At 62.1% G+C, this 8,291-nt stretch carries 10 protein-coding genes; 5 read left to right on the forward strand and 5 right to left on the reverse strand.

The genetic code is table 11. The annotated features are described in order from the left end of the window. The 5 genes from AB0M20_RS10470 to AB0M20_RS10490 all read right to left on the reverse strand — a co-directional run. The coding region (locus AB0M20_RS10470) for a hypothetical protein (RefSeq protein ID WP_364296621.1) at window positions 1-966 on the reverse strand (966 nt) is incomplete at its 3' end. Then, window positions 953-1,342, reverse strand: a complete 390-nt coding sequence (locus tag AB0M20_RS10475) for a hypothetical protein (RefSeq protein ID WP_364296623.1) — start codon at window positions 1,340-1,342, stop codon at window positions 953-955. The genes AB0M20_RS10475 and AB0M20_RS10470, both read right to left, overlap by 14 nt. A 449-nt stretch (window positions 1,343-1,791) precedes the next feature. Then, entirely contained in the window at window positions 1,792-2,202 is a 411-nt protein-coding gene (locus AB0M20_RS10480) for a hypothetical protein (protein WP_364296625.1), read from the reverse strand. A 992-nt stretch (window positions 2,203-3,194) separates the two neighbouring features. Beyond that, window positions 3,195-3,908 carry a creatininase family protein gene (locus tag AB0M20_RS10485; RefSeq protein WP_364296627.1) on the reverse strand — a complete coding sequence of 238 codons (714 nt, stop codon included), beginning with the start codon at window positions 3,906-3,908 and terminating at the stop codon, window positions 3,195-3,197. A 17-nt stretch (window positions 3,909-3,925) separates the two neighbouring features. Beyond that, window positions 3,926-5,212, reverse strand: a complete 1,287-nt coding sequence (locus AB0M20_RS10490; protein ID WP_364296629.1) for a hypothetical protein — start codon at window positions 5,210-5,212, stop codon at window positions 3,926-3,928. Window positions 5,213-5,278: 66 nt separating this feature from the next. Here AB0M20_RS10490 and AB0M20_RS10495 point away from each other — a divergent pair, with 66 nt between their 5' ends. The 5 genes from AB0M20_RS10495 to AB0M20_RS10515 all read left to right on the forward strand — a co-directional run bounded on the left by AB0M20_RS10495 (window position 5,279) and on the right by AB0M20_RS10515 (window position 8,284). Beyond that, window positions 5,279-6,139 (forward strand): hypothetical protein, encoded by an 861-nt coding sequence (locus AB0M20_RS10495; protein ID WP_364296631.1) that lies wholly within the window; start codon window positions 5,279-5,281, stop codon window positions 6,137-6,139. Window positions 6,140-6,203: 64 nt separating this feature from the next. Then, the gene (locus tag AB0M20_RS10500) at window positions 6,204-6,653 is read left to right on the forward strand and encodes a single-stranded DNA-binding protein (protein WP_364296633.1); all 450 of its coding nucleotides are present in this window, start codon (window positions 6,204-6,206) and stop codon (window positions 6,651-6,653) included. Between the two features lie 5 nt (window positions 6,654-6,658). Then, complete coding sequence (locus tag AB0M20_RS10505) at window positions 6,659-6,934, forward strand: hypothetical protein (RefSeq protein ID WP_364296635.1); 276 nt, start codon at window positions 6,659-6,661, stop codon at window positions 6,932-6,934. Further along, window positions 6,900-7,808: an FtsK/SpoIIIE domain-containing protein gene (locus tag AB0M20_RS10510; protein ID WP_364296637.1), complete on the forward strand. Its 909-nt coding sequence runs from the start codon at window positions 6,900-6,902 to the stop codon at window positions 7,806-7,808. Before AB0M20_RS10505 ends, AB0M20_RS10510 begins: the two co-directional genes overlap by 35 nt. A gap of 71 nt (window positions 7,809-7,879) precedes the next feature. Further along, window positions 7,880-8,284, forward strand: a complete 405-nt coding sequence (locus AB0M20_RS10515; RefSeq protein ID WP_364296639.1) for a hypothetical protein — start codon at window positions 7,880-7,882, stop codon at window positions 8,282-8,284. The last annotated feature ends 7 nt before the right edge of the window (window positions 8,285-8,291 follow it).

Here is an 8,291-nt window from a genome sequence, read left to right on the forward strand (position 1 = left end):
CTGCAGGCTTTGGCGAAGTAGTTCTTCGGCTTCGCTTGCACGATTGCGGTTCCGGCCGATCAGTTGACCAAGAGTGTGCAGAACTTGGGCCTCACTGGGAAGGTCTTTTCGGCTTCTGAGTAACTCTCGACTCTCGCGAAGTAACTTCTCTGCTTCCGCTGTTCGTCTTGAGGTGCTACCACCCAGCATTCTTCCTAAAGTGTGGAGTGCCTGTGCTCGGTGGAAGATTTCCCCAATTTTTGCGCCGATCCATACACTTCTTCTGAGTTCCTCTTCAGCCAGCTTGCTACGCCGACGTTTTGCATCAATCGAGCCCACGATATGGAGGGCTATGGCAACCTCTATGCGATTCTCCGCAGAGCTGGCAACGGCTCGGAAGATAGGCTCGGCTTCGGCGTGTCTACGCTCCCGATAGTACACCATCCCGCGAAGAAAGCTGATCTCAATGGAATCAGGGGGCAACATTCCCAGGCGTTGCTGTTCCTCGGCAAGGCGAGACCCAAGCCATTGTTGTCCCATCTCCCCCGAAACGGCCAGCTTCACGTATTCCCTTAGCCCTGAGCTGGCGTTAAGGGCGGAAAGGTGGTACGCGCGCCCTGCGCCTTCGTTCAGATAGCGAGGGACTTCGGAGAATTCCCGCCGTAGCCCAGAATTTTGTGCGATTTCTAAGAGGCGGCCATGTACCGCATTACGTAACTCAGTACGCTGCTGAAGTCGATCGATCAAATGGCTGCGGGCGTTCGGCGCGAGATGCCACTCGCTGTTCCTTTCCACCACAAAATTGCATGAATGGAGAGCCGTAATTAACGCTTGTGGGCGAGGTAAGTCTAGTGACTCCAGCAAATACACCGCGAGGTCGTCCGTAAGGCTTTCGGCGCCGGCGAGCGCTGTTAACGAGGTCTCAATGACGGAACTGGCGCCCAAGAACACGGCTAAATCCGGCGGCGCGTCGTTATTGGGCCTCATGCCGTACACCTAGTCCAGCTAAGGCTAATGCCAAGCTGGCATAGGCGCTGTTGATGTCGAGCGAGGTAGCCAATAGCATCCTTGCGGAGGCCGCTGCTTCTTCAGCGGTGGCAAACCATCCCTTTTCCAGCGCGATGTTAGTGAGGTCCTGCAGAGCGTGGCCGCGTGTTTCGCTGTCGTACCTGTCAGGAAGGTCCAGAACGAGGCAGGCTTCAGGCGGCCAGACATCCGGCCTGCTGGTCAGCTGGAGCGGGTCTGACAGGTCTAGGAGAAGCAATCCTTCTTCGACTAACTCGGCAAGCGCATCGTCCCACAGTCGCTGCCTGACCTCCATTAAGTCACGAGGATCGAACAGATGTGTGTTGATAAACAGCAAGGCGACTCGTCGAGTATTAAGAATGTTGCGGAGGGCAGTATGAACGTCCCGAATCTGGGCGTCCTCCCTCGCATCCCTCAAATCTCTGTCGGAGCCGAGATTTATACTGACGTTACTAATGGTTACATTGCCACGCGATCTGATGTCGTTTCCCACACTTACTACAGAGGCTTCGCCTTGACTCGCGACTGTAACGTTGATTGACCTGAGTATCTGTCGGACTATATCGCGAACGTAGTGAGTGTTGGCGTTCATTGGATCAATTTGTACGCTGAGCCAGCGGCGAGGCCACGGCTCAGTCAACAATCTATGCCTTAGGACCTTCGCGAAAATTGAACTCGGTGCACCCGGGCCAGCATGAATACGAATCACCCCATTAATATCCCGGAAGTAGGGATCTAGGGCTGCGAATTGTGACCTCCAGTCCAAAGAGTGCACCGCAACGCCCGTCATTTAGATGGCCGCTTATTCTGTGTGCCGATACGTTTGATGCTAGTGTCGCGCTTTGAGCGAATGTCATTCGCTACTTGTGCATCTCGCGCAGTGGGGTCGAGACTTACATCCTCGATATTGACCTTTCCGCTTGATCGGATTCGATTAGCGATCTGCAAACCTGAGGGATTCGCCGTCTGGGACAAGCGGCGGGCCGCCCACCAAGCCAAACCACAGGCCGCGACAGCTGTAGCTCCTACAAGCAGCCACCGTAGAACACCGCTCAAGGATCCGCTCACGGCAACCACTATCAGCACGATGGCTGCAGCACCAACTGCAGCCGAAATTTCGAAGATCGCTTTCCGCATATTCTTCGTGTCCTCGGAACGGTGCTCGATGGCAATGAATTTGCGTAGATTCTCGGCCAAGTTCTCACCTTACGCCATCCAACGTTCGGTCGACACAAGCATCGGCGTCTTGGAGGTTGCAGATGCATCGGCAACCCGAAACGACCTCCTAGGACGTCGGACGACCGTACAGGGTGGTGGAATGTCGCCGCAGCTCATGCTCGGTATGGACCCCATCAGGCACATCATGATCATTTCTTGACGGGGCAGAGGTCGCAGCTGTCAAGAGGCGGAGCCGATCGCCTCAGAAGGTGTTTCAGATCAAGGCGGAGGGACCGCTTGATCATTGATCATGTAGCAGCCCTGCCCGCTGGCGGTCCCGCGGCCAGCAAACCAGTCAGGAGCCACTGTAGGTAGTGATTTGACAATCAAGATTGATCAGCATCACCTGGTGCGGTGTGGGTCGCCGCCTCTTCAGTCGCCTCCATTGGCGTGCGTGGCCGCCGCATGCCCGAAAGAGCGGTCAGATCTGCTGCAGAGTAGAGGCCTAACGATCTTGCAATGGGCGGCCGACAAGCTAACCTGCGGTGCTGGTCACAGCCTTGAGGCAGTCAGCCACTCGCTCATTCCTAAAACGTGTGTCGGAAGGCCTCCAGGCATCAGCAAGCCGGCGGACATGCCAGATCCCGTGCCAGATGGGCGGGTCGTCACGGGGGCGCAGCGGGGGAAACACGGGGAGTCGACGCGCGTTCGCGCTGGTGGACATGTTGCAGCTCAGCGATCATGGCCGAAGACCGTCCTGGCAGTGCAGGAGTCACCGCGTGCCCGTCGCGTGCCCGATCGTTCAGCAAACAGAGGTCAGTGTGGGTCTTCAACGGCACATCGCGCATCGCCCGACCAAGTGAACCAGCGCAGGTCACCCAGCTCACGAAGCCGGTTGAGGGCCTGATCTAGGCACCTTCCAAACTGATGTCGCGGCGGCCGACTATGCCAGCAACGGTGACCGCCCCGGACATACATGCGAGGGGTCAAGGTTCGCTGGTCCCGCGCTGCGCTTCTACGCCTCGGCGCAGCTACTGAGGATTGAGCACGTCGAAGACGGTTTCGAAGGACTTTTCAAGGCTGGCGAGCACACTGGCTCCCTTGGCTGCAGAGCCGAGGGAAGGCCGGCCGACGACACCTGACTTGGTGTAGCTAGCCATGCCAAGAGTCAGTAGGTTCGGCCGGTCCGTTGCGATCCAGTCCGCAGTGTCGTTGCCGGGTCGGATCACCTCTGGGTACTTCGCCAGTAAAATCGAGGTCTCGATCTCACCGGCGTGCATGTCCTCCTGGCTGCTCGACCCGAGCCCCGCGACGGCCCGTGCCCGGTCCCACTCGGCCGGCTGAGGGAAAACGGCGATCCGAGGACCGCGTACCGATGCTTCCTGGGCCACGTTTCCGAGGACGTAATTCCCGCCGTGGCCGCTGACGAGGACCAGCCGGTCGATTCCGGATGTGGACAGCGAGTCGGCGATGTCGGTGATGACCTGGTGCAGGGTCCGGGCGCTGATGCTGACTGTCCCGCGCCATGCGGCGTGCTCGTGGGAGCACGAGATGGTGATCGGCGGAAGGAGCATGACCGGGAAGCGCGCGGCGAGCTGTTCGGCGATCACGCAAGCGACGATGGTGTCCGTGCTAAGCGGAAGGTATTCACCATGCTGCTCGAAGCTGCCAACAGGCAGCATTGCGACCCGGGCGTCGCGGTCGGTCTCGTCCTTCGACGTCGCTGTCGTTATCAGGTCGACCAAGATAAGTCTCCACCGTCTCAGGCGGCCGGCTTCATCAACCCTCGGATGCGGTCGCTGAGATCTGATACTTCCGCATGCCGCCGGTAAGGCGCCAGTGTCACCCGGACGCGCTGCATCTCGGCGAGCGCGCGACCGGACGGCGCAGTCCGTACGACCCCGATCGCCCGGCGGCCGGTTGCGCTGGCGCTTTCGAAGTCGCCCTGCCCGGCATAGGCGCTAGTCAGGCGGGCCAAGCAGAGCCCTTGGTCGCGGCGGAGCGCCGTCGGCCAAGTCGGCAGGCTTCGCTCATAGGTCGCGACGGCCACATCAAATCGGCCGAGACGGCTCCAGCAGCTCGCTGCCTCCATGCCGATGTATGACGGTGTGCAGTAGTCGGTGAGCCAGTTCGGGGCGTCACCTGTCCGGCCAACCTGGTCGTAGGCGTCGTCAAGAGCGCGGGCGCACTCGCCCTCGTCGCCGAGCTGGGCGTGCCCGCGGCCGCGCAGCCGCTGAACTAGGGCCTTCAAGCGGTAGGCGTCCGGTGGAGCGTTGCGCAGCGCGGCATCGGTGAGGCCGATGACTCGATTGGCGTTGTCCGTATCGGAGGCGATATCGGCCTTGCGCATCAGAACGTAGGTGGTTTCCCAAGGGTCGCCGATTTCCAGTGCGTATTCCATTGATCGATCGGTGTAACGCATTGCTTGGTCGACATCGCATGCATCCTGATAAAGCCAGCCCTCGAATTCGTTGTACCGCAATGCGAGTCTCAGCAATTCGGCGCGGACGTCGCCGCGTGCATTGGCGAGCATCTGGTCGAGCAGGACTGTCTGGGCGTGGACCACATCGATCAGATGGTGCGGGCCCATGAGGTTGTCCGCTCGGAGGTGTTCGGCAAGGACGTTGCGGAAGTAGTCGACGATCTCTATTCCGACAGCAGGAGCGACTGAGCGCACTGCAACCGTGGTCGCTGGCGCGCTCTGCAATCCAAGCTGCTCCACCGACTGCCCGTAGACGTAGCACAGCAACCTTCGGCTGGTGGCGTCCGGCTGGTCGTGGCCGTTCTCCCAGCGAGACAGCATCGTCTTCAGGCTGCGTTCGGTGGCGATTGGTATGCCCTCGTCAGCTGCGGCATGCTGCAGCGCCCGAATCGTCTGCGCTTGCTTCCAGCCGACTTCGAGCCGCGCAGCCTGCAGCGGCGTGACCGCCCGCGATGACTGACTGAATGCCATGTGGTCGTCTCCCTTGTCGACTTCCCATTGTGCACGGTCGATAGAAAATGCACAGCGGTTAACGCGCTTAGTGATAACCGGGTTAACTCCCGCCATCTGACAACGTTCGTCCTCAGTGATGTCTCCTTGATCGAGTCACTTGTCGACTGGAAGGAGGAGCGGATGTCACGACACAAGATGTTCGGAACGCGGCCCATCGAGGTAATCTCCGTTGTTGAGCCGCCGGTATCTCAGTGGTATGCCCGCCGGGCGCGCGTCACCTTTCTGACCGCGGGAGTCACTACTGCGGTCATGGCTGGTGTCGCCCTGTCAGCGTTCATCTCGCCGGTCTTGGCGATCGCGTCAGCGCTACTGCTCGGCGTGCTCTGCGGAGCCTTCGCTGGCTCCGTGGTCCTCGCATGGCCGGTCCTGCGGGCGCTCTGGTGGTGGCTGCCGGAGACCATCCTCACTGGGCTGGTCTTCGTCGGACCCTCGTTGGTGAGTCGTGCCACGCACTGGCTTGTCGGACTGGGCCTGATCGCCGTCGTAGTCGCTTTCTGTGGGCTTGTTCGCCCGGTGCGTCGGTTCATTGCCGCTTGGTCGTGGTGCGTGGTGGATCGTCACCGGCTGCGGCTGTGCTTCGCCAGGATCGTCCGCGGTTCGGCGCCGACGGGCTCCCGTCCAGGATCACTGCCGCTGATGTTGTGGGCACGCCCGACACCGGCTGGTGAGCGGGTGTGGGTGTGGCTGCGGCCCGGTCTTGAGCTGGAGGACCTGGACGGCAAGACGGGTCAGCTCGCGGTGGCGATGCCGGCCAAGCAGGTCCGGGTGGTGTCCGCGTCGGAGCGGTACGCCGCGCTGATCCGAGTCGACATCTCCCGGCGCGACCCCCTTGCGGGCCGGATCGATTCGCCGCTGGCGCTGCTGATCCCGAGCCTGCGCACCAACACAAAGGCTGCCCCGGTTGCGCCGGTGCCGCCGGTCGGCCTGGATCTGGCCGACATCGAAGAGCCTGCCCCGGAACGCCGCAGGAGTCGTCCATGACCTGCTGTGTCCCGGTGGAGGAATCCCCTGTTGAACGCCATCACACAAAAAGGAGTGATCACTGATGGCTGGAGAAACAACAATCACGATGATCGGCAACCTGACCGACGATCCCGAGCTGCGGTACACGCCGAGCGGGGCGGCGCTGGTGAAGTTCACCGTCGCGTCGACGCCACGGCTGATGGACCGCGAGACCAGTCAGTGGAAGGACGGCGACACGCTGTTTTTGACCTGCACCGGCTGGCGGGACATGGCCGAGCACATCGCGGAGTCGCTGACCAAAGGCACCCGAGTCATCGTCACCGGCCGGTTGCGGCTGTCGCGGTGGGAGGACAAGGAGTCCGGCGAGAAGCGGTCCACCTACGGCCTGGAGGTCGACGAGGTCGGCCCGAGTCTGCGGTTCGCGCGAGCGAAGGTCACCAAGATGAACCGGGCCAAGGCCGGTGACGGGTTCGTTCCGGACAGCGTGCCGGACGAGCCGTGGAACACCGCCTCCCCGGTGCCGGCAGCGTGATTGCCGTGAGCGATGACCGTCACGACGATGTCGCGGCCGAATCGGCGGCAACGGACCTGCCGGGCTTCGAGGGCTACAGGCTCCTTCCGCCTCCGGCCGAGGTGCCGTCGCTGGGGCCCTCGCTGCTGAGCCCGGACGGTCGGCATGCGATCCGGATGGATTTGGCCAGAGTGATCTCGGCGCACTATGTCAAGCAAGGGGAACAGTCGGGCCTGCCGGGCGCCGTCATCAGGTGCATCCTCGACGATGACGGGCCTGAACAGCCGAAGGATCAGGGCTGACATGGCTCCTGTCCTGGTCGCTGAGACCGGTACTGGTCCAGTCGAGCTCGGCCCGGTGTTGTCGATTTTCGACCCGGTACATGTCGGGATCGACGAGTTCGGCCACCCGAAGCGGGTACCGCTGATCGAACGCAACATCCTGATCGGCGGGGAACCCGGCTCGGGCAAGTCAGGCCTGCTGAACGCGATCGTCGCGCACGCGGCGCTGTCGCTGGACTGCAAGCTGGTCCTGCTCGACGGCAAGCGAGTCGAGCTGGGCCAGTGGAAGAAGTGCGCCGAGCTGTTCGTCGGCCCGGACATCGACGCGGCGCTGTCGCTGCTCAAGCGGCTGCAGATGATGATGGACAACCGGTACGACTACCTGGAGGCCTGCGAACGCCGGAAGATCATTCCGGACGACGTCTTCCTGTCGTACCTGATCGCCATCGACGAGATCGCCTACTTCTCGGCCACGATCGGCAGCAAGCAGCAAAAGGAAGACTTCAACATGCTGCTGCGGGACCTGGTCGCCCGGGGCCGGGCGGTCGGCATCATCGTCGCTGCCGCGACGCAGCGGCCCAGCTCGAAAATCATCGATACCGATCTGCGAGATCTGTTCGCGTGGCGGTTCGCCGGACGCTGCACCAACGATTCGTCGTCGGACATTGTCCTCGGGCACGGCTGGGTGAACAAAGGCTGGTCGGCCAACTCGATCAGCCCGAACAACCCGGGCGCGGGCCTGCTGATCGCCGAGAACGGCAGCCCCGAATTGCTGAAAGTCGCCTACCTGGATGACCGCACCTGTGCGGCCATCGCCGCTTACGCGGCCACCCTGCGCGCCGCTGTCGCCACCGGAAACCGCCCGCTCCTGCGGCCGGTCCCGGACGCGGCCTGACGCGCACCCCAGACCACCCGGAACACCGTCCGGGCTGGAATCCACCCTCATCTATCGAAGGAGATCGATCAATGGTGAAGCGAGTCCCGGCTCCACGGCCAAACCGCACGCACGTCATCCATTACGTCGACCCGGCCACGCCGCCGGCGCATCTGGTGCAGTACACCGACCCGGACACCGGGTACAGGATCTTCCTGACCCCGGCGGAGCTGGTCGCCAAGCAGCAGCGCGACGCGGTTCTTGTTGCCCGCTGGCAGCAGCGTCGCCGCCTGCAGCGCGAACGCGACCGTAAGGCCCGCCGGTTCTGGCTGGGCTTCGGCGCGATTTTGGCCGTGGCGCTGCTGGCCGGGCTCGTCCTGGTGGCCTATCTGATCTGGCAGGCCCTGGCTGTTGGCGCTAGCCGGTTGTCCTCACGGCTGCTAGATCATCTTCCCCACCCGGGCGGGTTGATGTTAGTTGGTGTGGACGGCTCGTAGTGAGATG

Source organism: Actinoplanes sp. NPDC051633, from assembly GCF_040681735.1.
Taxonomy (GTDB): Bacteria; Actinomycetota; Actinomycetes; order Mycobacteriales; family Micromonosporaceae; genus Actinoplanes.

Coding starts and splice junctions, on each gene's coding strand:
- AB0M20_RS10495 (WP_364296631.1), top strand. CDS start 5,279: ATGTCACGACACAAGATGTTCGGAACGCGGCCCATCGAGGTAATCTCC.
- AB0M20_RS10500 (WP_364296633.1), top strand. CDS start 6,204: ATGGCTGGAGAAACAACAATCACGATGATCGGCAACCTGACCGACGAT.
- AB0M20_RS10510 (WP_364296637.1), top strand. CDS start 6,900: ATGACGGGCCTGAACAGCCGAAGGATCAGGGCTGACATGGCTCCTGTC.
- AB0M20_RS10490 (WP_364296629.1), bottom strand. CDS start 5,212: ATGGCGGGAGTTAACCCGGTTATCACTAAGCGCGTTAACCGCTGTGCA.
- AB0M20_RS10515 (WP_364296639.1), top strand. CDS start 7,880: ATGGTGAAGCGAGTCCCGGCTCCACGGCCAAACCGCACGCACGTCATC.